Origin of the sequence: Zavarzinia aquatilis (genome assembly GCF_003173035.1) — a bacterium.
Lineage (GTDB): Bacteria > Pseudomonadota > Alphaproteobacteria > Zavarziniales > Zavarziniaceae > Zavarzinia > Zavarzinia aquatilis.
Map to the genome: position 1 here is coordinate 181,245 of NZ_QGLE01000006.1, position 24,058 is coordinate 205,302.

The window sequence follows — 24,058 nt, forward strand, 5'->3', positions numbered from 1 at the left end:
CCGCGACCGGAACCGCATGTGATGAGTACCGACACCAAGGCGCAGGACATCGTCCTGCCGTTCCAGATCGACAGTCTCGATGTCCGTGGCCGCATCCTGCGCCTCGGCCCGGTGCTCGACACGGTGCTGGGCAAGCACGATTACCCGGACGCGGTCTCGGTCCAGCTGGCGCAGCTGATCCTGACCGTCACGCTGCTGGGCAATTCGGTGAAATTCGACGGCACCTTCACCGCCCAGACCAAGAGCGACGGGCCGCTGTCGATGATGGTCGCCGATTTCGTCACCCCCGGCACGGTGCGCGGCTTCGCCCAGTTCGACCGGGCGGCGGTCGAGGCGCTGGGGCCTTCGCCCAACTTCGCCGCCCTCGTGGGCAAGGGCTATCTCGCCATGACCCTCGACCAGGGGCCGGAGACCGACCGTTATCAGGGCATCGTCGCCCTCGACGGGCCCGACCTCGCCGCCTGCGCCGAGAGCTATTTCCGCGATTCCGAACAGATCCCCACGACAGTCCGCCTCGCCGCGCGCAAGTCGCCCGGCGGCTGGCACGCCGGCGGCCTGATGATCCAGCATCTGCCCCACGGCAGCGCCGGCCCGCGCAGCGACGGCACCGGCCATCTGCCCGACCGGACCGACGAGGATCACTGGAGCAACGCCCGGGCCAAGGCGATGACCGCGACGGCCGAGGAACTGGTGGAGCCGTCGCTGCGGCCCGAGGAGCTGGCCTGGCGGCTCTACCATGAGGACGAGGTGCGGGTTTACCCCACCCTGCACATCGCCTTCGGCTGCCGCTGCTCGCGCGAGCGGATATCGACCATGCTCGCCCGATTTTCGCCCGAAGACCGTGCGCATATGGCGGTCGACGGCCGGATCGGCGTCACCTGCGAATTCTGCAACACGACCTATGATTTCGATCCGCAAGCGATCGAGCCGTAAGGAGCAAGCCATGCTGTCGCGCCGCGAGTTGCTGATCGCCCTGCCGCTGACCGGCCTTGTCGGCGCCTGCGCCAGCAAGGACCCGGCGCCCAGCTTTCCCGCCTTCAGCTTCGCGGGGGCGCCGCTGCTGTTCAATGTCGCCGACATCGCGACGGAAAACACCTTCAGCCCGCTGGGCACCGGCCATGTCGAGGCGGATTTCGACGTCTCGCCCCAGGTCGCCTTCGAGAACTGGATGGGCGACAGGGTGCAGGCCGCGGGCAGCAACGGCCATATGACCGTGACCCTGCTCGACGCTTCGGCGGTCGAGGAATATCTGCCGGTGACGACCGGCATCGAAGGTGCCTTCCGCAGCGAACAGGGCCGCAAGGTCACGGCCCGCCTGTCGGCGCGCTTCCGCGCCAAGGTGACCAACGGCGAGTCCGGGTCCGAGGCGGAATCGACCATCACCGCCGAATATTTCGCCACCATGGCCAAGGACGTCAGCTTCACCGAGCGGCGCCAGGCGCTCTATGCCATCTCGCGCGAGCTGATCAACGAGTTCGATGCCCGCGCCATGGCGGCTCTCCGCCGCGACATGCGCGCCTTCCTCGGCTGATCTTTCGTCAATCATCCAAAATCAATGGTTGTGTGCACCGGGTCAATCATTCCATAAAATGAATCTTTGGATTGTGGTTGATAAGAAAAAACACTCGCCCCATAGTTTTATCGCCAGGCGCCATTCAGGGCGTTCGGCGAAAAAAATTGGGGGAAATGATGGCTCACCACGGTTGGGTCGCGGTCGATCCGGGGATGTTGCAGAAGGCCTATCGTTCGCCCTTTGGCCGGCTGTTCCCGGCCAGGTCGCATCAATACAACAGCCATGCCATCTCCCTGCTCGCGGGCGCCCTCGGCCCCCTGCAGGCGGGTGGCTTTCCATCGAAGCAAGCGGGCACCGGCCTCGCGGCCGGTTTCACGTTCCTGGGGCAATTCATCGACCACGACCTGACGGAATTCCGGGTCGTCACACCCGAACTCGCCTTTCTCGAGCAGAATCCCATCATCGGTCAGCGGCAACAGGTCTTGCAGGACGGCGGGTTGACGTCGACCAACGGCCGCACCGGCAGTCTTGACCTCGACTCCGTTTACGGTCTGCTGGGAGGGCCCGACGGCGCCCTGTTCGACGAGAAGGGCTATTTCAAGCTGCGTGAGCATAATGGTGTTCCGGTCGACATCGAACGGCTGACGGACTATCGCGACGGTCGGCGCATCGCAGATCCGCGCAATGACGAGAACAAGATAATTGTTCAGCTTCATGTCCTGTTCGAGCGCCTGCACAACAAGCTTCACGTTCCCCCCACCACCGACACGCTTGAAGACAGGGTCGCGTCGATCAAGGCCACGAGGGCCAAGGTCGTGCGTGTTTTCCGCCAGATCGTGGTGAAGGACTATCTGCCGCGTGTCGCCAATCCCGATATCATCCAGGACGTCTGGAGTAAGCTGCAGGAAGGAAAGACCTTCTACCAGAAAATGAACCGGGACGTTCGCAACGCCCTCGTACCCCGGCTGGAGCTGGCAGGTGGCAAGGATGTAACCGGGTTCGATCTTCGCGACGTCACCGCGATGCCAGTGGAATTCGCGCACGCGGTGTTCCGTCTCGGTCATTCCCAGCTTCGCGACTCGTACAAGCTGACGGGGAGCAAAGGCCTGCGCCTGTTCAATACGATGACGTCCGGCAATGCGCCGCAGGATCCCCGCGATCTGCGCGGTAACGCGAAAATAGACGACGATATCGTCATCGACTGGAAATTTTTCTTTGGCTTGCGGGATCACGATGGCGGCGAGGCTCAATCGGGCGAGCCGCTCGACGCCAATCTGCCGGCGAGCATCTTCCGCCTCCCGCCGCCCAGTATCGGTGAGCCTCCGATTTCCCTGGCCGAGCGAAACATCCGGCGCGGCGTGGACTTCGGCCTGCCCAGCGGTCAGGAGGTCGCTTACGCGCTACGCAGCACCTATGGCGCGGGTATTGCTGTTCTCTCGCCCGATCAGGTCCTGCCCATCGGGACTGTCGCCGAATATCCGGAAATCCGCGATATCGACGCGGGCTTCGCCGTCGATACCCCCCTGTGGCTTTACATCCTGCGCGAGGCTTCGGAGCAGGCGCCAACAGCAAGCCATCTCGGGCATGTGGGCAGCTATATCGTGGCCGAAACGATCCTTGGCTCGCTCTACAACTCTCCCGACTTCGACCTGGCCCCCCTGATGACCAATTATGGGGTACCGGCCGACAGTTCGGCGCCGTCGGCGCCTGCGAAATGGGAAGACATCTTCCACATGACGCAGATGCTTGGTTTCCTGGCGATCTCGGGCTTTTGAAGGCCGAATATCACAGCGCGGCGGCCGCGACCTCCAGCCGGTCGCGGCCGGCCGCCTTGGCGGCATAGAGTGCGCCGTCCGCGGCCCGGATCAGGCTGTCCGGGGTCGCATCCGGCCCGCCGCCGGCCACGCCGATGCTGACCGTGACGATCCCGCCAGCCGGACTGTCCTCATGCACGATGGCGAGACCTCGAGTGGCGTCGAGCAGGCGGCGCGCGGCGGCGATGGTCCCTTCCGCGCTGGTATCGGGCAGGATGACGGCGAATTCCTCGCCGCCATAGCGGGCGGCCACGTCGCCGGGGCGCCGCGCGATGGACTGGATCGCGGCGCCGATCTGGCGCAGGCATTCGTCGCCCTGCTGATGGCCGTGGCGGTCGTTGAAACGCTTGAAGTGATCGACGTCGATCAGCAGCAGCGCGGTTTCGCCGCCCCGCCGCCGGGCGAGGCGCAGCACGGCGTCGAGCTGGCGGTTGAAATGTCGGCGGTTATAGAGGCCCGTCAGTTCGTCCACGGTCGCCTGGGTTTCCAGCCGGGCGTTCAGGCGGATGATGCGAGCGTGCAGCCTGGTCAATTCGCGGAAATAAACCGCCAGCACCGACAGGGCCGAGAGAATGCTGAGGCCCCGCGCGGCATACCAGCCGAGGGTATAGCGCGCCCCCGAATGCAGGGTCAGCAGTGAATCGGACAGCGACGCGAGCATGGCAAGACCAAGGCCGAGGCCGATCATGGTCCGCCCGCGCATGACGAACACGACGGCGATCAGGGCCGCGCCGTTAAGCAGCAGCACGGCGATGCCGGACGGCCGATACCACAGGTCGGCGAAACTGCCGCCGTCGGCGATGATCGGCGGCAGCATGGTCTGGCCGCCCGTGACCAGCCACAGCAAGATGCCGACAACGACGAAAATGCCGCCGGAGGCAGCGACATTGTGCCATGTGCCGAGGGTGACGACCCGCTCCCGCCGCCGGTCGCACCAGCCCAGGATCATCGCCGCCAGGATCAGGCCGGGAAAGCCGCCGTGCCACAACACCCAGAGCCAGATCGCGCTCTGCGGCCCGGCACCGAGGAGGCCGTGCGGCGCGAGCACGCCCGGAAACACCAGCATCTGCGCCGTCGCGATGGCAGCGACGTAGAGATAGGCCAGTCCCATCACCAACAGATAGCGGCGCCGGGCGAAGGGCACATGGGTCAGGATGATGAAACCGGTCTGCAGGTTGATGACGATCACCGCCATGCCATAGGCAGGCAGAAAGGCCGGCATCTCGGGCAGGGGCCGGTCGGCGTCGATAAAGGCCAGCGTCGCCGTCAGCGCGAGCAGCAGCGCCGCCGTGCCGATCACCCAGAGATGACGAGGGGCCGCCCCTTCCGCCAGCAGAATGTCACGTCCCGGCATGATCCCTCTTTTCCCGGGGCATGATGCAACAAGGCAAGCGTCATGGCCAGAGACCGTGCTGCCTCAGGGTTGGCCATGGGCGATCCGGCAATCGCCGACGCTACGCGCGCCCGTCTCGCTCTCGCAGCTGCGGTCGCAGCCGACGTCGCTCCGGCACAGGCTCTCGAGGCTGGCGCGGCCAGCCGCGCGCCAATCGTAGCTCTCGCAGGCCGACAGGGCGCCGCATAGCGCCGTCAGGCACGCCAGTCTCGACATCCAACGCATATTCATGCCTCTTCCTCCGACACGGTCTGCAGCAGATCGCCCGGTGTGCAGCCGAGCTGGCGGCACAGGGCGTCCAGCGTCTCGAAACGGATGCCCTTCACCTTGCCCTGTTTCAGCAGGGACAGATTGGCCTCGGTGATGCCGATGGCGGCGGCGAGATCCTTGGACTTCACCTTTTTCTCCGCCATCACGCGGCCGAGGGTGACGCGGATCGCCATCAGACGAACTGGGCGTTTTCTTCCGCCGCCCGCGCGCCCTCGGCCATGATCGCGCCGACGATCCAGGCCCCGCCCGCGACGAGGAGGGCGACGAGCTGATTGCTGTCGAGCCCAATGGCGAGCTGCCGCTGCCCGGCCGGCATCCCCAGCGTGAACAGCACGGAAAGCACCGGCGTTGCCACGAAGGAGGCGACCACGGCGGCCGCGATCCAGGCGCCGAAGCGGCTGAAGTGGCGGGCGTTCTCGCGGGTCAGGGCCTGCCCGCGCGCGAAATTGGCGAAGCAGCGATGAAGATGGTGCAGCCCGACGACGAGCAGCACGACGGACACCAGCGCGACCCCGACCCCGGCATGGCGCTGCCACGGTTCGACCGTCGCCGGATCGAAAGTGGCGACCGCCACCCACGGCACTTTGGCGATGGTCAGAAGATCGAAGGCGGGGGCCAGTTCGCCATAAAGCACGACGGCAAGCGGCAACAGGATCATAACAGCCCTGGTCAGGGCTGCGAGTACGGCCGAACGGCGGCGCAGCCGCACGAAATCGACGATGTCCTGATCGGTCATGAGAATTCTCCCGCCGCGATGACGACGGGAGAATGGCACAAAATTATCGAACTACGATAAAAAATTATCGCTACACAGCAATAATTTATCCATCAAAGCGCGAGGAGCACCGCCTGTCGCTCGCCGGTTTCGTCGTCCACATCGATATCTTCACCTTCGTCGATCACCGGGCCGCCATAGACACGCTTACCCATGGCGTCCTCGATGAGGCCGATCAGCCGCCTCTGCCGATCAGCCATGAAGTCATGATAGCGGTCTTCATAGAGCAGCAGGGGCTCCAGCAGGTGGGAAGCGACATGATGCTCCAAAGTCCGGCGATTGATGGCCGGTGAATCGGAGGTTCCTTTCTCCAGCCGCCCCAGATATTTGGAGGGCGCATCGCCTCCGATGATCCTGTTGGTGCGATAGGACAAGGGTGTCTTGTTGATGATGGAATCATATTCGGAAGGCAGGATTTTGTTCGCCACACACCATTTCTTGGGGAAGATGTGGTGAATATCGACGTTCTCGCCGAAGAACACAGTATGGTCGAAGCCCTGTCCCGAGCGAAAATCTCTCGCTCCCTCCTTCATGAGCAAGGCGTTCACGCCCTTGTATGCCGCCGAAATCCGCATCCTCATCGTCTTGAGGCGATCCGCGCGAAAGATCGCGTCCTTGACGGTCGTCGGCTCTACTCCAGTCGACAGCCAGGCGGGGACTTCCATGAAATCGCGGGCAATACGGGTCTCGGCGGCCGAACCGTAAAGTTCACCGAAGACACCACACCAATACCACTGCACCAGTTTTCTTCGGTTCCCATCGTGTTCCCAGGCCGACCCGATGTCGGCCAGAATGGCTGCCAGAGGCACGACCTGAGACTGATAGGGAAGATCGAAGATGCGATACACATGAAGCAGGTGGAGGAATTTGGCCGCCTGGACGAATCCCTTCTCCACCTGATCCTGATATTTCAGATAGGCATCGAGGGGCAGATCCAGCAGGGCCTGCCTGTTGCCTGATACCGGCGGGGCTTCTCTTCCCTCCGCCTCGGCCGCCCGCCGCTTGTCCCTTGTATGGAAGAGCGAAACGGCTTGCAGGAAATCGGTGTTGCTGACGCCGGCGAGAATTCCCGCCTCAGAATCACCCAGCCGCAAGACCTCTGCCAGCCGCCGCTGGCGGCCCTTTTCCGCCCCGCCCCCGTACCAGTCCTTGCGGAGTTCATGGCCAGAGGCCGCGAACATGGCGGTCACGAGTTCGAAGGCGTCCAGCGGCTTTCCTCCCGTGTTGACCTTCTCGAAGACGACGCAGACCGCCTCCTTCGAAGTCGTGCGATCAAGGGCGATAACAGGCACGCGATAGTACTTGAAGTTCTCGAGCACCTGCCGCTTGAAGGCCCGGAAAAGCTCCCGCGTCGCTCCATGGTCGGCGCCAGACCAAAAATGGTCGAAGCCGTCCTGCCAGCGATCCCAGTCGAAAACCTGGGTGACCGGGAACATCAGCGCGGCATATTCCTTGTGGCTGGTCGACAGGTCGAGCCCGGTCGGGTGGCCGAAGGCGCTACGCTCGATCTTGTCCTCGGGGACGGCCACGATGGCGAGCTCTCTGTCCACCGAGGAATCGAGAGCCTTGCGGATGTCGATATAGAACCAGCGCCGTACCTTCTTCCGCTTCGGTGTCACGGTTTCGACGACTTCGCCGCGAATGGAGACCTGATAGAGCGACGTCAGGCGCTGTTGGCCGTCGAGCAGCAGGGATTGGGGCTGCACTCGGCCTGCTTCCGGTGGCGTCCCCTCGATCGGCCGCGGCTTGAAGTTCACCGGCCCGCCGGTGTCGAGAGACATGATTGCTCCGACCGGGAAAGCCCTGGAAATGGACGCGATCAGGCTCTTGATCCGGTCTTCGTCCCAGACCCAACTGCGCTGGAAATCCGGCAGCTGGATCGCCCCTCGATGACATTCATCGAGCAGGCGGTAGAGGTCGATGGGATTGGTTTGAAACGTCGATCCAGGCATGCCACCCCCCGAACAACTGGCAATAGGCAATCAGGGAGAATGGCAAGCGAAAGTCAACATTTCACTACCCGAGCCCTAAGTCGGTCGAGTCGTGCGGTGGGCGCGGAACCAGTCAATCCGGAACGTGGGCGACGATCTTGCCGAAGAGGTCGCGGCTCTGCATCCGGCGAAGGGCGGTGCCGATATCGCCCAGCTCGATCTCGCTGTCGATCACCGGGCGGAGGCCCCCGGCCATCTTCTGAAGGCCGGAGCGGATGTTGCCGAAATTGGCGCCGAAGGAGCCGAAGATGCGCAGCTGCATCTGGAACAGCTGGAACAGGTTGGTCTCGGCCGAGACGCCCGTCGTCGAGCCGCAGGTGACCAGCCGGCCGCCGCGCTTCAGCGAGAACAGGGACTTGGCCCAGGTGTCCGGCCCGACATGCTCGAAGACGACGTCGACGCCCTTCTTGTCGGTCGCCCGGCGCACGATGGATTCGAAGCGATCCTTGTTGTAGTTGATCGCGACATCGGCCCCGAGGTCGAGCACCTTCTGGATCTTCTCGTCCGAGCCGACGGTGGTGAAGACATAGGCGCCGGCCTGCTTGGCCATGCGGATCGCCGTCGTGCCGATGCCGGAGCCGCCGGCCTGGATCAGCACGGTCTCGCCGGCTTCCAGCTTGGCGTTCTCGAACAGCATGTGCTCGACCGTACCGAAGGTCGTCGTCGCGCAGGCGGCGTCGACATCGTTCACACCGTCGGGAATATGGATCGCCTGGCGCGGGTCGAGATTGACCAGTTGGGCGGCGAGGCCGTCGATATGGAAGCCCATGATCCCGGCGATATTCTCGCACAGGTTTTCCTGGCCCTTCAGGCAGCGCTTGCAGTGGCCGCAGGTGACGCCGGCATAGATCGCCACCCGGTCGCCGATCTTGTGGCTGGTGACGCCGTCGCCAAGGCCGACGACCACGGCCGCGCCCTCGACCGCGACGGTCAGCGGCAGTTTCCGCTTGGCGAAGGCCATGCCGCGCAGGCCCCAGACGTCGATATGGTTCAGCGCGACCGTCTTCATGCGCACCTGGATCTGGCCCGGCGGCGGGGCGGGCGGCGCCGCCATCTCCACGAGTTCGGTCCGGCCTTCCTCGATCAGGCGCAGCGCCAGCATGGTCATCCCCTGTCTTCTCTCACTTGGTCGCGGCGAGCAGGCCGCCGAGGCCGCCATCCACCGTCAGGGTGGTGCCATTGACATATGCCGCCTCGTCGCGCAACAGAAAGGCGACGGTGGCGGCGATCTCGGTGGCTTTTCCCAGCCGTTGCGCCGGAATGGATTTGGCCAGCACGGGCGGGGTCTCGCCCGCCATCGCGGTGTCGATCCAGCCGGGCGCGATCACATTGGCGGTGACGCCGCGCCGCGCGACCTCGGTCATCAGGGTGCGGACATAAGATTCCAGCGCCGCCTTCGACGCCGCATAGGCGCCGTTGCCGACGATCCCGCGCGATGCCGCCAGCGCGCCGATGGCCAGGATGCGGCCCCGGCGCGCCGCGGTCATGCCGCGCACCACGCCCTTCACCAGCGCCATGAAGGCGAAGAGGTTGACCTGCATGACCTCGGCCGCGCGCTCGATGTCGATCGTGGCGGCCAGCGCGTCATGGGTCGCGCCCGCGTTGTGGACGAAGCCATAGAAGGCCTCGTCCCGCGCCTGCAGGCCTTCCGCGAAGGCGGTGACGGCGGGGCGGTCGGCGAGATCGAGACGCAGCGCCTCCGCCCCCGTCTCCTCGGCCAGCGCCCGGGCGGTGGCCTCGTCGCTGCGCCAGGTGAAGGTTACCGGGTAACCGTCGGCGGCGAGGCGCCGGACGATGGCGCCGCCGATGCCGCCGGTGCCACCGGTGACGAGGACTCGGTCGGCCATCAGTCCGGGTTGCGCCCGATGACGAGGCAGACGTTCTGCCCGCCAAAGCCAAAGGAATTGGACAGGATCAGGTCGACATCGGCCGGCCGCGCCTCGTTCGGCACGAAATCGAGCGGAATATCCTGCGGGCCGTCGTGATTGATCGTCGGCGGCAGCACCTGATGCTGCAGGGTCAGGATCGAGATCACCGCCTCGACCGCGCCGGCGGCGGTCAGGGCATGACCGATCATCGACTTGTTGGACGAGACCGGCACCTGGCCCGCCTTGTCGCCGAACACCGCCTGGATGCCGAAGGCTTCCATCTTGTCGTTCTCGGGCGTCGAGGTGCCATGGGCGTTGATGTAATCGACATCGTCCGGGGTGATGCCGGCATCGCCCAGCGCATTGTTGATGGCGCGGATGATCGCCTCGCCATTCGGGTTGGAGCGGGTGCGGTGGAACGTATCCGCCGCCTCGCCCACGCCCCTGATGTAGCCGAGGATGGTGGCGCCGCGCGCCCGGGCCGCTTCCGCATCCTCGAGCACCAGGGCGCCCGCGCCTTCCGCCATCACGAAACCGTCGCGGCCCTTGCCGAAGGGCCGGGCGGCCTTGGTCGGGTCTTCGTTGTTGGTCGAGAGCGCGGAGAGCAGGGTGAAGCGGATCAGGGCTTCCATGTGGATGGAGCCGTCGGTGCCGATGGCGAGCGCCGCCTTGGTCTGGCCCCGGCGGATCGCCTCGACGCCGAGCTGGATCGCCGTCGCGCCCGAGGCGCAGGCGGTGGTCAGGGTGATCGGGCTGCCCTTGGTGCCGAATTCGTCGGCCAGCTTGTCGGCGATGGTGCCGTTCAGGAAGTCGACATAGAGGTCTTCGCCGGCCTGGGCGGCGGCGCTCATCATGCCGGCATAGGTGTGGGGCTGGCCCGGCGCCTGACGGTCGAGGCGGACGCGCTGCGGCCATTCATGTTCGACCGGGGGCGAGGCGAGGAACAATTCGCCGGGGAAATCGCCCGCCGCGCCCAGCTTCGCCTGCGCGACCGCTTCCGCCGCCGCCGTCCGGGCGAGGGCGAAGGACAGCTGGGTGGCCGAGAAGGGCTGTTCCAGCAGGAAGTCGACCGAGCCGCCGATCGTGGTGCGCAGCTTGTCGGTGGGGAAGCGGGTGATGCGATGGATACCGGATTCGCCAGCAATCAGCTTTTGCCAGTTCGCCTCGGCCCCCTGACCGAGCGAGGTGACGATGCCGATGCCGGTGACCGCGACAGCGCGAGACGCCATGATCCAGTCCTTCCCTCAGATACGCTCGACGAGGGCGAGGCCCTCGCCGCGGCGGTGGCCCCAGGTGGTGACGACGACCTGATCGAAATCCCGCGCGGGCGCGGCTTCGACCGGGTCCGCGGTCAGGGCCGGGAACAGCTTGCCCTCCTGCACCGCCTTGGTCGCGAGCACGAGATTGGTCAGGAAGGCGCATTCGACCGAATGGCCAAGCGCGGGTGCCGTCGGGCGCACCTGCGCCTGTTCGGGGCCCGTCACCCTGGCCAGCAGGAATTCATGTTCCTCGGCGGTGACCGGGCCGACGCCGGTCGCGGCCGACAGCACGGCGCAGCCCGGCTTTGGCGCGACCTGCGCCCATTCGCGGGCGGCATTGGCGCTGGCCTGGCCGGCGTCGCGGCGGCAGCGGTCGTTCAGCACGGCCGACAGCCGGGCCAGCGGCTTCGCGCCCCGGGCCTCGGCGCTTTCGCGCGATTCGATCACCAGGAAAGCGCCGGCGGAGCCGAGGCACATGCCGGCCTTCGGGCGCTGCCAGAACGGGCGCGCCGGGTCTTCCAGCAGGTAACCGCCAGCCTGATAGAGCAGGGGAATATCCTGACGCGAGGCGTTGAAGGCGCTGCCGACCAGGAACAGATCGGCCTGGCTGCCCTGGATGCGCTCGAAGGCGACGCGGACCGCGTCGACCCCGGCCGCTTCCTCGCCCATGAAGGTGCGGCTGGAGCCGGAGACGCCGAGCACGATCGAGATGTTGCCAGCAAAGAGATTGGGCAGCTGGGCGAGGAACAGGGTCGGGCGCAGCTCGGTCTGCAGCTGCTCGGCCAGCATGTTGCCGTCGTCGATGCCGTTCAGGGCGGCGAGGATGGTCTCGTCCACCTTTTCGTCACGCTCGCCCCCGCCGACGCCGACCATCAGGTTGACCTGCTTCAGCACCTCGGGTGCGGCGCCGAGCAGCCCGGCCTGTTCCATCGCCATCGCGGCGGCGACGCAGCCGGACAGCATCAGGGGGCCCATGGCGCGCTGGTCGCCGCGCTTCGGCACGAATTTGTCGAGCGGCGGCAGGCTGGCCGGGAAAATGGTGAAGGGCGGCATGAAGCCGGTGTCGGCGGCGGCGGCAATGGCCGCCGGGTCGTGCAGGCCCGCCCAGGTGGTTTCCAGATCCTGGCCCAGCGGCGACAGAAGCCCCTGGCCGGTGATCCAAACCTCGCGCGTCATGATGGTCCTACCTTAACGAATCTCGGCTCAGGCGATGCCGGTGTGGCCGACCGAGCGCACGAACTCCAGCATTTTTTCCCGGAGTTCCGGGGAGGGGAAAGGCACGACGCGATAGCGGATTTCGGCATCCGCGACCGTCTTGCCGTCTTTCAGGATGCGCGCCTCGCAGACGGCATAGCCCGAGCCTTCGTGGGTCAGCTTGCTGTGCACCTCGAGCACGTCGCCGGGCACGATGAAGCTGCGGAATTTCGCCCGGTCCGCCTGGGCGAGGAAGGCCATCTTGTCGTAATTGTTGCGCGCCAGGATCATGTGACCGCCGGTCTGCGCCATGCATTCGAGCAGGAGGACGCCCGGCATCAGCGGATGGCCGGGAAAATGCCCCTCGAACACCGTCGATTCGGTCGGCACGGTCGCCCGGCAGACGACGGTGCCCGCCTGCGGGTCCATCGTCTCGATGCGGTCGACGAGCTGGAAATATTCGAGCCGCATGGGCGGGGGGCCGGTCAGGCCTTGGCGGCGCGCAGCTCGTCGATCTTGGCGGCGAGATTGGCCATGATGAAATAATCCTCGGTCGAGGCACGGCCCTCGTTCACTTCTTTCATCCAGGCTTCGACCGGCATCTTGATGCCGAATTTCTTGTCGATGGCGAAGGTGACGTCGAGGAAGTCGAGGCTGTCGATGCCGAGGTCGTCGATCGAATGGCTTTCCGGCGTGATGGTGTCGCGGTCGATGTTGCAGGTCTCGGCGATGATATCGGCGATGGCGTCAAACGTGTCGGACATGAAAGTGTGCCCCTGGGGTCGAAAAATCTCGCCGCAAGGTAAGGACTGCGCCCCAATATTGCAATCGCGTCCGCGCAGGGCGGCTATGGCGCCGCCGCCGGTCTTGCTTCAGCGCCGGGGGGGCGCGGGCGGGCGCAGGCGGATCGCCATCGGGTGGCCGGCGGGTTTGGGGCCGGCGGCGGCGAGGCGCATGGACAGGGTGACGGCGCCGCCGCAGCGCGGGCAGGCGGCGTGGCGGCGCAGCTCGGGCAGGGTGAAATCGGCGCCCAGCTGGCGGATCAGGGCTTCCAGATCGACATCGGCGCCCTCCGCGCAGGACACGCAGTCGAGGCGCAGGGCATAGCCGTTCTCGACCAGTTGGCCGATCGTGTTCAGGCGCAGGGCGGGGATCTTGTCAGCCATGGGCGGCGGCGCTCGGTTTGTGGCATTCTCCCGCCACCATAGAGCGGCCGCCCTAGCGAAAGATTAACGATAATGACGAGTGAGCCATGTACCGGGACGTGAGGATGGCCGTGTTCGAGGCGCTGCCCGGCGGCTCGGAGGCGGCGCAGATCTATCTGGGGCTGATCGTCTATATCCTCGTTCTCGCGGCGCTGCGCCGGGGCCTTGGCCATCTGGCCGGGATCGGCATCGTCATCCTGATCGGGCTGGCGCTCGAGGTCGCGGATGTCGTACTCCTGCGCCAGTCGGCGCGCGCGGCGCTGCCCGACCTTCTTCATTTCACGCTGGCGCCGCTTGCGCTCTTCGCGGCGGCGCGGGCGCGGCTGCTCAGGCTCTGACCGATCATGGACTTCATCGCCGGCCCTGAGATTCTGGGGCTTCTGTTCCTGGTCGCGCTGGTCGCCGGCTGCATCGACGCCATCGCGGGCGGCGGCGGTCTTCTGACCGTGCCCATGCTGCTCGCCGTCGGGGTGCCGCCGGCCGAGACGCTGGCGACCAACAAGCTGCAGGGCAGTTTCGGCACCCTCGTCGCCAGCATCACCTTCATCCGCCGGGGCGAGATCGACCTGCGCCGTTTCTGGCCCTATATGGCGGCGACCTTTGGCGGCGCGGTCTTCGGCACCGTGGGCGTGCGGCTGATCGACGCCTCCGCCCTTGCCGAGGTGATCCCGGTCCTGCTGATCGGCGTCGCACTCTATGTCCTGCTGTCGCCCCGGGCCGGCGATATCGAGGCCCACCGCCGGGTCTCGGACGCCTTCTTCATCGCCGTCGTCGCCAGCGCCATCGGCGCCTATGACGGCTTCTTCGGGCCGGGCACCGGCTCCTTCTTCGCCATCGCCTTCGTCGCCCTGCTCGGCTATTCGCTGCGCCGGGCGACCGCCCATGCCAAGGTGCTGAACTTCACCTCGAACGTCGCTTCGCTGGCCGTCTTCGTCGGCGGCGGGCACGTCGTCTGGGTGATCGGCGGGGCGATGGCGCTCGGCCAGCTGATCGGGGCGCGGGTGGGTGCCCATCTGGTGATCACCGCGGGCGCCCGCATCGTGCGGCCGATCCTCGTCGTGATGTCACTCGCCCTCGCGCTGAAGCTGCTGATCTGGGGCTGATCAGCGCGCCGCCAGCACCTTGCGGATCGCCCCGGTCAGAATATCCACCTCGTCCTCGGTCACGGTGAAGGCGGGGGTCAGATAGACGATGTCGCCGAAGGGCCGGACCCAGACCCCGGCCTCGACGAAGGCGCGCTTCAGGGCGTTCAGGTCGCCGATCCTGTCCAGCTGGACGACGCCGATGGCGCCCTTCACCCGGACGTCGACGACGCCGGGCAGATCCCGGCACTGGGGCAGCCGCGCGCGCAGCCAGCCCTCGATCGCCCGCACCTGATCGAGACGGGGCTCCCGCTCGAAGAGGTCGAGGGAAGCATTGGCGACCGCGCAGGCGAGGGCATTGCCCATATAGGTCGGCCCATGCATCAGCGCGGCGGAGGCGCGGTCGTCCCAGAAGGCGTCGAACACCCTTGTCGTCGCCACGGTCGCGGCCAGCGCCATGGTGCCGCCGGTCAAGGCCTTGGACAGGGTCACGATATCGGGCACCACGCCCGCTGCCTCGCAGGCGAACATGGTACCGGTGCGGCCGAAACCGACGAAAATCTCGTCGAAGATCAGCAGGGCGCCGATCCGGTCGGCGGCGGCGCGCAGCCGGCGCAAGACCGCGGCATCGTGGAACTTCATGCCGCCCGCGCCCTGCACCAGCGGCTCGACCAGGATGCCGGCGATCTCGTCGCCATGGGCATCGAGGACGGTGTCGAAGGCGGCGGCGCTCTCGTCGTCGACCGGCAGGTCGGCGATGAAATGGCGCGGCAGCAGGTCGGTGAAGAGGGAATGCATCCCCTCGTCCGGGTCGCAGACCGCCATCGTGCCGATCGTGTCGCCATGATAGCCGTGGCGGAACGACAGGAACTTGCCCTTGCCGGTCACGCCCCGGTTCAGGAAATACTGGGTCGCCATCTTCATGGCGATCTCGACCGAGACCGAGCCCGAATCCGAGAAGAATACCCGCGACAGGTCGCCCGGCAGCAGGGCGGCGAGCCGGCGGGCGAGGGTCAGCGCCGGCTCCTGCACCAGGCCGCCGAACATGACGTGGGGCAATTGCTCCAGCTGGCGGGTGGCGGCGGCGCGGATATGCGGGTGGTTATAGCCGTGGCAGGCGGTCCACCACGAGGCGATGCCGTCGATCAGCACCCGCCCGTCGGCGAGATGGATGCGCGTGCCCTCGGTGCGCGCCACCGGCAGGGGCGGCGTCACCGTCTTCATCTGGGTATAGGGCAGCCAGACGTGCCCGAGGCCGGCCGCGTACCAGCCGGGGGCCTGTGCCGTCATCGCCTTACTCGGCGGCGCGGATGCTCGCGGCTTCGCAGGGAGCGGGCATCGGGCGGACGCCCAGCTTGTCGAACAGGCGCTGGTCCTTTTCCGCCGCCGGATTGTCGGTGGTCAGCAGCTTCGGGCCGATGAAGATCGAATTGGCGCCGGCGAGGAAACACAGCGACTGCATCTCGTCCGACATATGCTCGCGCCCGGCCGACAGCCGGATCATCGAAGCCGGCATCAGGATCTTGGCGACGGCGATGGTGCGAACGAATTCGAAGGGGTCGAGATCGGCTTCCTGACCGAGCTGGGTGCCCTCGACCTTGACGAGAAGGTTGATCGGCACGGATTCGGGATGGACCGGCAGATTGGCCAGGGTCAGCAGCAGGCCGGCGCGGTCGTCCAGATCCTCGCCCATGCCGACGATGCCGCCGCAGCAGACGTTGATGCCGGCGTCCCGCACGTTTGACAGCGTGTCCAGCCGGTCCTGATAGGTCCGGGTGGTGATGATTTCCGGGTAGAACTCGGGCGAGGTGTCGAGATTGTGGTTGTAATAGTCGAGGCCGGCGTCCTTCAGGCGGTGGGCCTGATCGGCGTCGAGCATCCCCAGGGTGACGCAGGTTTCCATGCCCATGGCCTTCACGCCGCGGATCATGTCGATCACCTGGTCGAGATCGCGGTCCTTGGGGCTGCGCCAGGCGGCACCCATGCAGTAGCGGCTGGCGCCCGCGTCCTTGGCCCGCTTCGCTTCCTCGAGGACGGCGCCGACCGCCATCAACTTCGAGGCCTTGAGGCCGGTGTCGAATTTCGACGACTGCGGGCAATAGCCGCAATCCTCGGGGCAGCCGCCGGTCTTGATCGACAGAAGCGTCGACATCTGCACTTCGTTCGGATCGAAGAAGCGGCGGTGGGCCGACTGCGCCTCGAAGATCAGGTCGGCGAAGGGCTTGGTGAACAGGGCCTCGACTTCATCGCGGCGCCAGTCGTGGCGCAGGCCGTCGGGACGGCCGGCGGTGACGGCAAGCGAAGGGGCGGGGGCGAATTCGGTCATGGGCGACCCTATCCTCGGCAGACGACGAGACGATACGCCGCGGGCGACGGCCCGCGTGTGCTGGCCCGCAGACTATGCGGCTTTGCGGCAAGGTCAATAGGCGAGACCGGAAACAGCCCGTTCGTGGATGGGGATTGACCCCCGCCCGCAATGGGACCAATGTGCGCCGCCTTTCAGGAACTCGTGTCGATCATGCGCTCTCTCGACGCCTTTGCCGCAGGCAAGCTCGCAGAACTGGACCAGCGTCACCAGCGCCGCACGCTCGTGCCCACGGCACGGCTGGACGGCGCCTGGCTGGAGCGCGGCGGCCGGCGCCTGGTCTCGTTTTCCTGCAACGACTATCTGAATTTCGCCAGTCACCCGCAGGTGAAGGCCGCCGCGATCCGCGCGGTCGAGCAGCATGGCGCCGGGGCCGGCGCCTCGCGCCTCGTGACCGGCAACCACCCGCTGATCGAAGAACTGGAAGCCCGCCTTGCCCGGCTGAAGGGGACCGAGGCCGCCTGCGTCTTCGGCTCGGGCTATCTTGCCAATCTTGGCATCATTCCGGTGCTCGTCGGCAGGGACGGGCTCGTCATCGTCGACGAGCTGGCCCACAATTGCATCAACGCGGGCGCGCAGATGGCGCCCGGCCGCGCCCTGACTTTCCGCCACAACGACCTTTCGCACCTGCGCGAGATCCTGGCGGCCGAGCGTGGCAACTACACCCATGTCCTCGTCGTCACCGACGGTGTCTTCTCGATGGACGGCGACCTCGCCCCCCTGAAGGCGATGGGCGAGCTTTGCGCCGAATATGACGCCTGGCTGATGTCGGACGATGCCCATGGCATCGGCGTGATCGGCGGCGGCCGGGGCTCGGTCCATGTTGGCGAGGGCGCCGCCGCCGTGCCGCTGCAGATGGGCACCTTGTCGAAGGCCATCGGCTCCTATGGCGCCTATCTCTGCGCCTCGAAGCCGGTGATCGACCTGATGAAGACGCGGTCGCGCACACTCGTCTATTCGACCGGCCTGCCGCCCGCCGCCATCGGCGCCGCCATCGAGGCCCTGAACATCATCGAGAGCGAGCCCGAGCTGATCGCCCGTCCGGTGGAAAAGGCCCGGCGCTTCACCCGCGCCCTCAACATGGCCCCGGCCGAAAGCCCGATCGTGCCGATCATCCTCGGCGCCGAAACGCGGGCGCTGGAGGCGCAGCGCGTGCTGGCCGAGGCGGGCTATCTCGTGTCCGCCATCAGGCCGCCGACCGTGCCCGCCGGCACCTCGCGCCTGCGCTTCGCCTTTTCGGCCGCGATCGAGGATGCGGATATCGACGCCGTCGCCGCGCTGCTGCGGGAGAAGATCCTGTGAGCCGGACCCTCTTCATCACCTCGAGCGGCACCGAGATCGGCAAGACGCTGGTCACCAGTGCCCTTGCCCATCAGCTGCGCGGCACCGACACGCTGGTGCTGAAGCCGGTGGTCAGCGGCTACGAGCCCGAGACCGCGGCCGAGAGCGATCCCGGCCGCATCCTCATGGCGCAGGGCCGGCCGGTCACCGAAGAAGCCATCGCCGCCATCGCGCCCTGGCGCTTCAAGACCCCGGTCGCGCCCGATGTCGCCGCCCGGCTGGAAGGCCGGGCCGTCACCGCGGCCGACATCGCCGGCTTCTGCCAGAGGGCCGGCGCCGGCCGGGAGACGCTGATCGTCGAGGGCGCGGGCGGGCTGATGGCCCCTGTCGCCGAGCGGGAGACCTTTCTCGACGTGCTGGCGATCACCCGCTGGCCGTCGCTGCTCGTCGTCGGCAGCTATCTCGGCACGCTGTCCCATACCTATACGGCGGTCGAGACCTTGCGCGCGCGCGGCCTGCCCATCGCCGGCATCGTGATCAGCGAGAGCGAAGGTGGCGGCAATATCGCCGAACTGACCCGCTCCATCGCCGCATTTCTGCCGGAATTGCCCCTTTGTGTCGTGCCGCGACTCGCCGGAGCCGAGCCTTGGGGCCAGGCCCCCCGCCTGACACAATTTCTTGTGGACAAGTCAGCATCTGGTGTGGCGCCAAAAGCGCCTGCCGAGATATAGTGTTTATCGTTGCGGTCAAGACCGTTTACTGGGGAGTGAGGACACGCCATGTCCTGGACCGATGAGCGTATCGCGACGCTGCGCGACCTGTGGGAACAAGGCCTGAGCGCCAGCCAGATCGCGACCAAACTGGGCAACATCACGCGCAACGCGGTGATCGGCAAGGTTCACCGCCTCGGCCTGTCCGGCCGGCCGAGCCCGGTGCGCAGCGAACGTCCGGCGGCCCCTGCCGCCGATCTGCCGGTGGTCGAGACCGTGGTGACGAAGCCCGTGGCGGAAGCGCCGCGCGCCGCCGCGCCGGCGGCCCCCCGCCCGGTGCGGATTGTCAGTGGCGCCCCGTCGGCGAGCGATGCGCCGGCCGCCGCGGCCCCGGTGGCGCAGCCCCGCCTGCAGCCCGCGCGCCCGGCCCCCGTGGCGGCGCCCCGACCGATCGCGGCCGAGCCGGAACCCATGGTTCGCGCCACCCTGCTGTCGATCAACGACCGCATGTGCAAGTGGCCGGTGGGCGATCCGGGCGATGCCGGCTTCCATTTCTGCGGTCGCCGCGCCCAGACCGGTATGCCCTATTGCCAGGATCACGCCCGCATCGCCTATCAGGCGGCGACGCCGAAATCGCGCGAGAAGCGCGACCGGGATCGCGAGCGCGAACGCGAGCGCCTGCTGCGCAGCCTGCTGTAGCAGGCCGCCGCCGGCTTTCGCCGGACGAGCGAGCGAGCGGGGCCTTCGGGCCCCGTTTTCTTTTGCGCCGCAGCTGGAAAAATGCCTCCCTTAACCTCGTATTGAAGAACCTGGGACAGGCTGGGGGCATGTCCAAGCTGATTGCCGAATCCGCCATCTCGCCGCGTTTGCGTCACCGCCTCGCCGAAATCGAAACCCTGGTCGCCCAGGATGGCGACGGCATCATGGTGTGCGAGGCCGGCGACCTGGCCCCGCCCTACCCCCGCATCGTCGGCGCCAACGACGAGCAGTGCCGGCTGACCGGCTATCCGCTGGCGGCCATGCTCGGTCAGTCGCCCCGCCTGTTCCAGAGCGAGGACACAAGCCCGGAAACCCGGGCCGAAATCCGTTCCGCCCTCGCCAACCGGCGCAAGATCCGCACGGAAATCCTGAACCGCGCCCGCGACGGCGAGCGTTACTGGGTCGACATGGACATCGTTCCGGTCATCGACCCGGACAGCGGCCAGCTGTTCTTCGTCTCGTTCCAGCGCGACATCACGCGCCGTCGCCGTCTCGAGGAAGAGCGGATCGAAGCCCTCGCCCGGGCCGAACGGGCCATGGCCGGGCGGGCGGATTTCATCGGTGCCGTCAGCCGCGAGATTTCCCGGCCGCTTGGCGCGATCCTCGCCGGTCTCGAACTGCTGGAGCGCCAGCAGCCCGGCCCGGAGCAGCGACCCCTGATCGCGGGCGCGTTGCGCGCCGTTCGTAGCCTCGGCGACTTCGTCGACTGGTTGCCCGATATCGCTCGCATGGATGCCGGGGCCTCGATCAGCGGCGCGGCGACACCGCTCTCGCTCGACGATTTCCTCGACGACATCAGGCTGCAGTTCTCGGGGGAAGCCAGCCGGCGAGGCCTGCATTTCGAGGCGACGCGTAGCGATGGCCTGCCCTTCGCGATCGACATCGACATCCCCCACCTGCGCCAGCTGGTCACCTGCCTGATCGAGCAAGCCCTGCGCGAGACCGATCAGGGCGGCATCGCCCTCACCCTCGAAGGCGGCGACGACCTGCTCTGGCTGTCGGTGCATGACAGCGGCGCGGCGGCCCCGGCGGACGGGCTGCTGCCCGACCTCGCCGAGAGGCTCGCCGCGACCCTCGGTGCCGTGGTCGAGACCGAGGCGCTGGAAAGCGGTGGGTCCACCCGCCGGGTCGCCTTGCCGGCGCCCGGCGTCGCGGCCACCCACCGGCGGCCGGCGGTGGAATGGCGTCACGCCCTGCGCGCCGGAGCCCAGGTCGAGCCGATAGCGCCTCCGCCTCCGCCTGCCGCCACCGGCGGTCCGGTCGCCCGGCTTCGCGTTCTGGTCGCCAGTGCCGACGCCGATGAACGCGCCACCCTCGCTCGCCAACTGCAGGCCCTCGGGGCCCGGGTGGACATTGTCGCCAACGGCGCGCAGGCGCTGATTCTCGCGACGTCGGAAACGCCCTACGATCTCGTGCTCGCCGATTTCGATCTGCCCGTCGTCTCGGGCGCGGACTTCGTGCGCGGCCTGCGCACGCACGAGGAAGCCCACGGCCTGCCGCGCGGCCATGTCGTCGGCATGGCGGAACAGGCCCAGGGGCCGGCGTCCGACGAAGCGCGAACCGCCGGCATGGATCGTGTCATGGCCCGGCCAGTCAGCCTCGGCCAGCTCGTCGATCTCCTGTCGGGCGGCGATGACGACGGCGCGCCGGCCCTGCCGCCGATCGACGTGCCCGGGCTGAAGGCCCGCCTCGATCTCGCCGACGATCTCGACCTCGCGGCCGTGCTCGCCGTCTTCGCCGAAACCCTCGATCAGCTCGAGGCCGATCTGGCCGCCGCGGTCGATGTCCGCGATGCCGACCGCGCCCTCGACATCCTCCATGTCCTTGCGGGGCAGGCGAAGGATATCGAGGCACGGCCCCTGCTCTCGGCCCTCGGACCCTGCCGTCTCGCCATCGGCAATGGCGACTGGCTGTTCGCCACCCGCACTCTCGAGCGTCTGGCCACCGAAACCGCCCGCCTGCGCCAGGCCATGGACGCCATTCTCGAAGCCGCCTGACCCCGCGTTCGTGGACGCGGCCGACGCGGACAGCCGCACGCGCGGGCGATTGCCCCTTTTCGGCGCGCTCCCTTGAGCTGCGTCAATGCGATGGGGCGCCATTTTCAATAAAATACGAAAAATAACGCCGGCAATCTTCGGTAAATCCGAGGATATCGGGGCGGGTGGCCGCGCGCCCTCCGCCGATCTGACAGGAGAGCGGAATGGCGATCATTTTCGGCACCAATGGCGTGGACCGGATCACCGGGACCACGGAAGACGACCTGCTCTACGGCTATCCCGACGGCAGTCCGGATACGGACACGGGCAATGACCGCATTCTGGGCGGCGACGGCGACGACGTGATCTACGGCGGTGGCGGCAACGACAACCTGCAGGGCCAGAACGGCAGCGACACGATCTATGGCGGCGACGGCAAGGATTCAATCTCCGGCGGTCCCGATGGCGCCTATGGCCAGAATCACCTGTTCGGTGAGGGGGGCGACGACACGATCACGGGCGGCGCGGATGACGACGAGATCGACGGCGGCGCGGGCAACGACACGATCTACACCGGGGATTCCAGCGGCAACTACACGGGCTGGGACCGCGCCTATGGCGGGACGGGCGACGACACGCTGATCGGCGGCGCCGGCACGCAATATCTGCACGGCATGGACGGCGAGGACTGGCTGTATGGCGGTGATGATCACGACTACCTCGATTCCGGTCTCGGCATCGCCCACCTCGACGGCGGCGCCGGTGATGACGAAGGCTTCGTCGATCGCTCCGACCTGACCACGGCCTTCGAGATCGACCTGTCGGCTGGGCCCAGCGTGATGGCGACCGCCAACGACGGCTCGACCCTGGTCAGCCTCGAATATCTGCTGATCTTCACCGGATCGGGCGATGACCGCATCCTGGGCGGCTCGGAACAGGACATCTTCATTTCGGGCGATGGCGACGACACGCTGTCGGGGGGTGCCGGTCAGGATTATTTCGAGGCCGGGCATGGCGTCGATCATCTCGACGGCGGCGCCGACGAGGACGCGGCCATGATCGACCGCGGCGACCTGACCAGCGGCCTGACCCTGGACCTGTCGCCGGGGGCCGCCGTGCTGGTCACGGCGAGCGATGGCACGACCTTCATCAACATCGAACATGTCTCGCTGCTCGGCACCGGCCATGCCGACCGCATCACCGGGGGCGCGATCCTGAACATGGTGATGGCGGGCGAGGGCGATGACGTGCTGACCGGCGGCGTCGGTGCCCAGGATCTCTATGGCCAGGGAGGCAACGACATCCTCTCGGGCGGTGCCGACGGCGACTGGCTCGACGGCGGCGCCGGGGCCGACAGCATGGCCGGCGGCACGGGTGACGACACCTATACGGTGGACGATGCCGGCGATGTCGTGATCGAGGCCGCCAATGCCGGCCTCGACACGGTGTTCAGCGACCTCGACACCTACACCTTGCCGAAGAATGTCGAGAATCTGACCTATACGGGCTATTGGAACAGCGGCGCGGGCTTCACCGGCACGGGCAATACCCTGGCCAACACGATCACCGGCGCCGACGGCAACGACACGCTGTCGGGCGGGCGCGGCGCCGACACGATGGTGGGCGGCAATGGCGACGACCTCTATGTCGTCGACAATGCCGGCGACGTGGTCGACGAGACTTCAGGCGGTGGCATCGACACGGTGCGGACCACGGTGACCTATACCCTGGCCGACGGGGTCGAGAAGCTGATCCAGGACGGCAGCGCGACGACTACCGGCACGGGCAACGCGCTTGACAACACGATGACCGGCAACAATGTCGCGAACCGCCTGTTCGGCATGGCGGGCAACGACACGATCTCGGGCGGCAACGGCGACGACACGCTGAAGGGGGGCGATGGCGACGATACGCTCTCGGGCGGCGCGGGGGCCGACGCCCTGCTGGGCGAGGCGGGCAACGACACGCTGGACGGCGGCTCGGGCGACGACGAAATGCGGGGCGGGATCGGCGACGATACCTATGTCGTCGACAGCATCGGCGACACCGTCAGCGAGTCGGGGGGCGGCGGGATCGACACGGTCCGGACAACCATCGCCTATACGCTGGCGAACGGGTTCGAGAACCTGGTGATCGCGACCAGCCAGGCCATCTCTGGCACCGGCAATGCGCTGGCCAATGTGATTCTGGGCGGCAACGGCGGCAACAGCCTGTCCGGCCTCGGCGGCGCCGACACGATCGACGGCGCGGGCGGCGCCGACACGATCAACGGCGGCGCGGGCGCGGATACGCTGACCGGCGGTGCCAACAACGACATCTTCGTCTTCGCCGCGGGCGAGGCGAATGGCGACACGATCACGGATTTCACCGGCAACGGCGCCTCGGTCGGCGACAAGCTCCAGTTCACCGGCTATGGCGCCGGCAACTTCGTGCAGATCGACGCCACCCACTGGCAGGTGAATTCGGCGAATGGCGCGATCCACGACGTGATCACCTTCGCCAATGCCGCCGCGGTGCACGCCAGCGATTTCGCCTTCGTCTAGGCGCGCTCATGGCATCCGCCGACCCGGCATCGGCCGGGGCGGCGGGGCCATGGCCTCCTG

General features: G+C 67.1%; 24 protein-coding genes. 10 read left to right on the plus strand and 14 right to left on the minus strand.

Going from position 1 to position 24,058, the window contains the following annotated elements; genetic code table 11:
* Window positions 1–21: 21 nt before the first annotated feature.
* From DKG74_RS12180 to DKG74_RS12190, 3 genes are all read left to right on the plus strand, one after another.
* Window positions 22–933: an Hsp33 family molecular chaperone gene (locus DKG74_RS12180; protein WP_109906110.1), complete on the plus strand. Its 912-nt coding sequence runs from the start codon at window positions 22–24 to the stop codon at window positions 931–933.
* Between the two features lie 10 nt (window positions 934–943).
* Window positions 944–1,531: a hypothetical protein gene (locus DKG74_RS12185; protein ID WP_109906112.1), complete on the plus strand. Its 588-nt coding sequence runs from the start codon at window positions 944–946 to the stop codon at window positions 1,529–1,531.
* Window positions 1,532–1,689: 158 nt separating this feature from the next.
* Window positions 1,690–3,288 carry a peroxidase family protein gene (locus DKG74_RS12190; protein WP_165837654.1) on the plus strand — a complete coding sequence of 533 codons (1,599 nt, stop codon included), beginning with the start codon at window positions 1,690–1,692 and terminating at the stop codon, window positions 3,286–3,288.
* 10 nt (window positions 3,289–3,298) lie between these two features.
* Here DKG74_RS12190 and DKG74_RS12195 read toward each other — a convergent pair whose 3' ends face one another.
* From DKG74_RS12195 to DKG74_RS12250, 12 genes are all read right to left on the minus strand, one after another.
* Window positions 3,299–4,681, minus strand: a complete 1,383-nt coding sequence (locus DKG74_RS12195; protein WP_109906116.1) for a sensor domain-containing diguanylate cyclase — start codon at window positions 4,679–4,681, stop codon at window positions 3,299–3,301.
* 63 nt (window positions 4,682–4,744) lie between these two features.
* On the minus strand, window positions 4,745–4,951 hold the full coding sequence (locus tag DKG74_RS12200) for a hypothetical protein (RefSeq protein ID WP_133251577.1): 207 nt from the start codon (window positions 4,949–4,951) through the stop codon (window positions 4,745–4,747).
* Window positions 4,948–5,163 carry a helix-turn-helix domain-containing protein gene (locus tag DKG74_RS12205; RefSeq protein WP_109906120.1) on the minus strand — a complete coding sequence of 72 codons (216 nt, stop codon included), beginning with the start codon at window positions 5,161–5,163 and terminating at the stop codon, window positions 4,948–4,950. The genes DKG74_RS12200 and DKG74_RS12205 overlap by 4 nt, the downstream gene beginning before the upstream one ends.
* On the minus strand, window positions 5,163–5,726 hold the full coding sequence (locus tag DKG74_RS12210; protein ID WP_109906122.1) for a DUF2975 domain-containing protein: 564 nt from the start codon (window positions 5,724–5,726) through the stop codon (window positions 5,163–5,165). The genes DKG74_RS12205 and DKG74_RS12210 overlap by 1 nt, the downstream gene beginning before the upstream one ends.
* 92 nt (window positions 5,727–5,818) lie before the next feature.
* The gene (locus DKG74_RS12215; protein WP_109906124.1) at window positions 5,819–7,717 is read right to left on the minus strand and encodes a GmrSD restriction endonuclease domain-containing protein; all 1,899 of its coding nucleotides are present in this window, start codon (window positions 7,715–7,717) and stop codon (window positions 5,819–5,821) included.
* Between the two features lie 112 nt (window positions 7,718–7,829).
* On the minus strand, window positions 7,830–8,864 hold the full coding sequence (locus DKG74_RS12220) for a zinc-binding dehydrogenase (RefSeq protein ID WP_243404113.1): 1,035 nt from the start codon (window positions 8,862–8,864) through the stop codon (window positions 7,830–7,832).
* A gap of 13 nt (window positions 8,865–8,877) precedes the next feature.
* On the minus strand, window positions 8,878–9,603 hold the full coding sequence (locus DKG74_RS12225; RefSeq protein ID WP_109906128.1) for an SDR family oxidoreductase: 726 nt from the start codon (window positions 9,601–9,603) through the stop codon (window positions 8,878–8,880).
* Window positions 9,603–10,853: a beta-ketoacyl-ACP synthase gene (locus DKG74_RS12230; protein ID WP_109906130.1), complete on the minus strand. Its 1,251-nt coding sequence runs from the start codon at window positions 10,851–10,853 to the stop codon at window positions 9,603–9,605. The genes DKG74_RS12225 and DKG74_RS12230 overlap by 1 nt, the downstream gene beginning before the upstream one ends.
* 15 nt (window positions 10,854–10,868) lie before the next feature.
* Window positions 10,869–12,059 (minus strand): beta-ketoacyl-ACP synthase, encoded by a 1,191-nt coding sequence (locus tag DKG74_RS12235; protein WP_109906133.1) that lies wholly within the window; start codon window positions 12,057–12,059, stop codon window positions 10,869–10,871.
* A gap of 27 nt (window positions 12,060–12,086) precedes the next feature.
* On the minus strand, window positions 12,087–12,548 hold the full coding sequence (locus tag DKG74_RS12240) for a 3-hydroxyacyl-ACP dehydratase FabZ family protein (RefSeq protein ID WP_109906135.1): 462 nt from the start codon (window positions 12,546–12,548) through the stop codon (window positions 12,087–12,089).
* 14 nt (window positions 12,549–12,562) lie between these two features.
* Window positions 12,563–12,841, minus strand: a complete 279-nt coding sequence (locus tag DKG74_RS12245; protein WP_109906137.1) for an acyl carrier protein — start codon at window positions 12,839–12,841, stop codon at window positions 12,563–12,565.
* Window positions 12,842–12,949: 108 nt separating this feature from the next.
* Entirely contained in the window at window positions 12,950–13,243 is a 294-nt protein-coding gene (locus DKG74_RS12250; protein WP_109906139.1) for a hypothetical protein, read from the minus strand.
* Window positions 13,244–13,347: 104 nt separating this feature from the next.
* Here DKG74_RS12250 and DKG74_RS12255 point away from each other — a divergent pair, with 104 nt between their 5' ends.
* Entirely contained in the window at window positions 13,348–13,620 is a 273-nt protein-coding gene (locus tag DKG74_RS12255) for a hypothetical protein (protein ID WP_109906141.1), read from the plus strand.
* A gap of 6 nt (window positions 13,621–13,626) precedes the next feature.
* Window positions 13,627–14,385: a TSUP family transporter gene (locus DKG74_RS12260; RefSeq protein ID WP_109906143.1), complete on the plus strand. Its 759-nt coding sequence runs from the start codon at window positions 13,627–13,629 to the stop codon at window positions 14,383–14,385.
* Here DKG74_RS12260 and DKG74_RS12265 read toward each other — a convergent pair whose 3' ends face one another.
* Together DKG74_RS12265 and bioB are read right to left on the minus strand one after the other, a co-directional pair.
* Window positions 14,386–15,654 (minus strand): adenosylmethionine--8-amino-7-oxononanoate transaminase, encoded by a 1,269-nt coding sequence (locus tag DKG74_RS12265; RefSeq protein ID WP_109906145.1) that lies wholly within the window; start codon window positions 15,652–15,654, stop codon window positions 14,386–14,388.
* Between the two features lie 4 nt (window positions 15,655–15,658).
* Entirely contained in the window at window positions 15,659–16,690 is a 1,032-nt protein-coding gene (bioB, locus tag DKG74_RS12270; RefSeq protein ID WP_109906147.1) for a biotin synthase BioB, read from the minus strand.
* Between the two features lie 192 nt (window positions 16,691–16,882).
* On the opposite strand from bioB, the gene DKG74_RS21775 reads away from it, so the two are divergent.
* From DKG74_RS21775 to DKG74_RS12290, 5 genes are all read left to right on the plus strand, one after another.
* A complete protein-coding gene (locus DKG74_RS21775; protein ID WP_165837655.1) occupies window positions 16,883–18,031 on the plus strand; it encodes an aminotransferase class I/II-fold pyridoxal phosphate-dependent enzyme in 1,149 nt (382 codons plus the stop codon).
* Window positions 18,028–18,741, plus strand: a complete 714-nt coding sequence (bioD, locus tag DKG74_RS21780) for a dethiobiotin synthase (protein WP_165837656.1) — start codon at window positions 18,028–18,030, stop codon at window positions 18,739–18,741. Before DKG74_RS21775 ends, bioD begins: the two co-directional genes overlap by 4 nt.
* Window positions 18,742–18,789: 48 nt before the next feature.
* The gene (locus DKG74_RS12280; protein ID WP_109906151.1) at window positions 18,790–19,419 is read left to right on the plus strand and encodes a GcrA family cell cycle regulator; all 630 of its coding nucleotides are present in this window, start codon (window positions 18,790–18,792) and stop codon (window positions 19,417–19,419) included.
* A gap of 128 nt (window positions 19,420–19,547) precedes the next feature.
* Complete coding sequence (locus DKG74_RS12285; protein WP_109906153.1) at window positions 19,548–21,476, plus strand: PAS domain-containing sensor histidine kinase; 1,929 nt, start codon at window positions 19,548–19,550, stop codon at window positions 21,474–21,476.
* Between the two features lie 203 nt (window positions 21,477–21,679).
* Window positions 21,680–23,998, plus strand: coding sequence for a calcium-binding protein (locus tag DKG74_RS12290; RefSeq protein WP_109906155.1), 2,319 nt, complete (start codon window positions 21,680–21,682; stop codon window positions 23,996–23,998).
* Window positions 23,999–24,058: the final 60 nt, after the last annotated feature.

Coding starts and splice junctions, on each gene's coding strand:
- DKG74_RS12285 (WP_109906153.1), top strand. CDS start 19,548: ATGTCCAAGCTGATTGCCGAATCCGCCATCTCGCCGCGTTTGCGTCAC.
- DKG74_RS12180 (WP_109906110.1), top strand. CDS start 22: ATGAGTACCGACACCAAGGCGCAGGACATCGTCCTGCCGTTCCAGATC.
- DKG74_RS12240 (WP_109906135.1), bottom strand. CDS start 12,548: ATGCGGCTCGAATATTTCCAGCTCGTCGACCGCATCGAGACGATGGAC.
- DKG74_RS12210 (WP_109906122.1), bottom strand. CDS start 5,726: ATGACCGATCAGGACATCGTCGATTTCGTGCGGCTGCGCCGCCGTTCG.
- bioB (WP_109906147.1), bottom strand. CDS start 16,690: ATGACCGAATTCGCCCCCGCCCCTTCGCTTGCCGTCACCGCCGGCCGT.
- DKG74_RS12185 (WP_109906112.1), top strand. CDS start 944: ATGCTGTCGCGCCGCGAGTTGCTGATCGCCCTGCCGCTGACCGGCCTT.
- DKG74_RS12265 (WP_109906145.1), bottom strand. CDS start 15,654: ATGACGGCACAGGCCCCCGGCTGGTACGCGGCCGGCCTCGGGCACGTC.
- DKG74_RS12195 (WP_109906116.1), bottom strand. CDS start 4,681: ATGCCGGGACGTGACATTCTGCTGGCGGAAGGGGCGGCCCCTCGTCAT.
- DKG74_RS12220 (WP_243404113.1), bottom strand. CDS start 8,864: ATGACCATGCTGGCGCTGCGCCTGATCGAGGAAGGCCGGACCGAACTC.
- DKG74_RS12255 (WP_109906141.1), top strand. CDS start 13,348: ATGGCCGTGTTCGAGGCGCTGCCCGGCGGCTCGGAGGCGGCGCAGATC.
- DKG74_RS21775 (WP_165837655.1), top strand. CDS start 16,883: ATGCGCTCTCTCGACGCCTTTGCCGCAGGCAAGCTCGCAGAACTGGAC.
- DKG74_RS12245 (WP_109906137.1), bottom strand. CDS start 12,841: ATGTCCGACACGTTTGACGCCATCGCCGATATCATCGCCGAGACCTGC.
- DKG74_RS12235 (WP_109906133.1), bottom strand. CDS start 12,059: ATGACGCGCGAGGTTTGGATCACCGGCCAGGGGCTTCTGTCGCCGCTG.
- DKG74_RS12230 (WP_109906130.1), bottom strand. CDS start 10,853: ATGGCGTCTCGCGCTGTCGCGGTCACCGGCATCGGCATCGTCACCTCG.
- DKG74_RS12280 (WP_109906151.1), top strand. CDS start 18,790: ATGTCCTGGACCGATGAGCGTATCGCGACGCTGCGCGACCTGTGGGAA.
- DKG74_RS12200 (WP_133251577.1), bottom strand. CDS start 4,951: ATGAATATGCGTTGGATGTCGAGACTGGCGTGCCTGACGGCGCTATGC.
- DKG74_RS12260 (WP_109906143.1), top strand. CDS start 13,627: ATGGACTTCATCGCCGGCCCTGAGATTCTGGGGCTTCTGTTCCTGGTC.
- DKG74_RS12190 (WP_165837654.1), top strand. CDS start 1,690: ATGGCTCACCACGGTTGGGTCGCGGTCGATCCGGGGATGTTGCAGAAG.
- DKG74_RS12205 (WP_109906120.1), bottom strand. CDS start 5,163: ATGGCGATCCGCGTCACCCTCGGCCGCGTGATGGCGGAGAAAAAGGTG.
- DKG74_RS12215 (WP_109906124.1), bottom strand. CDS start 7,717: ATGCCTGGATCGACGTTTCAAACCAATCCCATCGACCTCTACCGCCTG.
- DKG74_RS12225 (WP_109906128.1), bottom strand. CDS start 9,603: ATGGCCGACCGAGTCCTCGTCACCGGTGGCACCGGCGGCATCGGCGGC.
- DKG74_RS12250 (WP_109906139.1), bottom strand. CDS start 13,243: ATGGCTGACAAGATCCCCGCCCTGCGCCTGAACACGATCGGCCAACTG.
- DKG74_RS12290 (WP_109906155.1), top strand. CDS start 21,680: ATGGCGATCATTTTCGGCACCAATGGCGTGGACCGGATCACCGGGACC.